This window comes from Citrobacter sp. TBCS-14 (assembly GCF_005280805.1).
GTDB lineage: Bacteria > Pseudomonadota > Gammaproteobacteria > Enterobacterales > Enterobacteriaceae > Citrobacter > Citrobacter gillenii.
On the sequence record NZ_SZWM01001273.1, the window covers coordinates 1 to 319 of the forward strand.

At 50.5% G+C, this 319-nt stretch carries 1 protein-coding gene; it reads right to left on the reverse strand.

The window, feature by feature from the left end:
* Positions 1–287, reverse strand: a 287-nt coding sequence (gene rsfS / locus FDX22_RS27335; protein WP_146718065.1) for a ribosome silencing factor, incomplete at its 3' end; no start/stop codon positions are given.
* Positions 288–319 lie beyond the last annotated feature (32 nt).

The window sequence follows — 319 nt, forward strand, 5'->3', positions numbered from 1 at the left end:
CGACGGCTCTCTTCCTGCATAACGTGGACAATCACATCACCAAGATCGACGACGATCCAGTCAGCTACGTTTTCGCCTTCTACGCCAAGCGGCAGCAGACCGGCGGTGCGAGACTCCTGAACAACGTGATCGGCGATAGACATGACATGGCGGCTGGACGTGCCAGTGCAGATAATCATGCAATCGGTGATACTGGATTTGCCCTGAACATCTAAGGCGATGATGTCTTGACCTTTCAGGTCATCAATTTTGTCGATTACAAAATCCTGGAGTGCTTTACCCTGCAAGTGTTCCCCCTGGGTGAAAAAGAGTTAAAAAC